The sequence below is a fragment of the Pseudohongiella sp. genome, assembly GCF_040877505.1.
Classification (GTDB): Bacteria; Pseudomonadota; Gammaproteobacteria; order Pseudomonadales; family Pseudohongiellaceae; genus Pseudohongiella.
This window is the reverse complement of record NZ_JBBDNQ010000004.1, coordinates 1-1397: the sequence shown is the minus strand read 5'-3', so window position 1 is coordinate 1397 and position 1397 is coordinate 1. Positions and strand designations below refer to the sequence as shown.

The following is a 1397-nucleotide window of genomic DNA, read 5'->3' as shown; positions in this document are numbered from 1 at the left end:
TCATTCAGAGGAATCTGAATTAGAAAGCGTAGGCAGCAGACAGCTTCAGAGTATGAACTTCAGCTGCGTCTGCGTTGACATCACCCTGCATGTCCCAGTCGGCAGCATACTTCACACCATTGTCTTGGGTGTAGCTAACACCTGCTTCAAGCAAGGGATCATAGGCATTGTCACCATCCAGGTTACCCAGTGTAACTTCACCATAGGCTCCCAGCTTGTCCTGCTTGTAAGACACATTGAACAACGCTTGGTCACCACCGTCAGCAGCGGTATTTTTGTACTCGCCTTTGAAAGTCAGCACATCAACTGTGTAGGTAGAACCCACCAGCAACAACATGCTGTCGGTGTCGTTGCCTGCATCCAGATCCTGACCCTTCAGGTAAACAGTCAGGGCATCGACCGGAGTTGAAGACAGCTCGAAACCGTACTCAGAGAAGCTTTCTTTCTCGCCAGTACCAACTTGTGTAGCGTCGGCAGGTGCTGTGTAGGTGTTAAAACCAGCCTTTGCAGTCACAATGTCGCTGGTATAAGTAACACCGGCACCCATGTAGGTGTAGGCATCTGCACCATCAGGCGCTACATCCGAACCGCGGAACTGAGCATCGACAACATAAGCGATAGCACCAGATTCACCGGCATAGGCAGCAGACACGCCGTAATCGGGATCAGTAGTGGTAGCGTCGCCATCAATGCCATTGGCATCGTTCTGACCTTCGATCTGAACCTGAAGACCATTCATGGTGTAACGCAAGCCAGCACCAATCGCAGCACCGTCGTCCAGCTCTAGATCGTTATCATCACCATCGTTGTCGGGATCAAAGCCAGTAGGAACGCTAGTGGAATCACCCATGTCATAAGCATAATCATCGGTAGTCAACAAGCTGCCAACCTGACCAAAGGAGATCGGGCCATCAGTCACGATCAGGTCTTTAACCTGAACACTAACGCCAGCTTCGGCATCAGAACCATTTTCGTTTGCCGTGTTGTCATCGTTAGCAACGATTCGAACAGTACCGGAGAAAGGACCGTGAACAACCTTGGTGTCCAACTGCAGACCCCAGGCTTCGCCCGCCTTTCCTGAATCGAAGTCATCGCCTTCGTCCAGATCAACATCGTTGGTATCAGCAACCAGATCCATCATGTACATGACTTCCATAGAGCCAGTAGCGCTCATGGAAAATTCGGTGTTACCACCTTCGTGAGCAGCAGCGTTTGCCTGCGCAGAAATAGCCAGAGCCAATGCGGATACCGCAACGCCGGAAGCAATTTTAATCGCTTTCATTCAAAATTCCCCTTTTTATTTCAACTGGTTTGGTGACCAGACTTCTCGATAAGCCATCGCTGTTTCAGTGTCGGTACGCTACCGATTGGGTAACCAATAACGAATCACAACACTT

Annotated in this window: 1 protein-coding gene; it reads right to left on the bottom strand. The window is 50.2% G+C overall.

Annotation, left to right across the window (positions count from 1 at the left end; genetic code table 11):
- Nucleotides 1-19 precede the first annotated feature (19 nt).
- On the bottom strand, nucleotides 20-1282 hold the full coding sequence (locus WD071_RS00165; protein ID WP_368046254.1) for a hypothetical protein: 1263 nt from the start codon (nucleotides 1280-1282) through the stop codon (nucleotides 20-22).
- Between the last annotated feature and the right edge of the window lie 115 nt (nucleotides 1283-1397).

Excerpts from the sequence above, each read along its gene's own strand:
- WD071_RS00165 (WP_368046254.1), bottom strand. The coding sequence starts at position 1,282 with ATGAAAGCGATTAAAATTGCTTCCGGCGTTGCGGTATCCGCATTGGCT.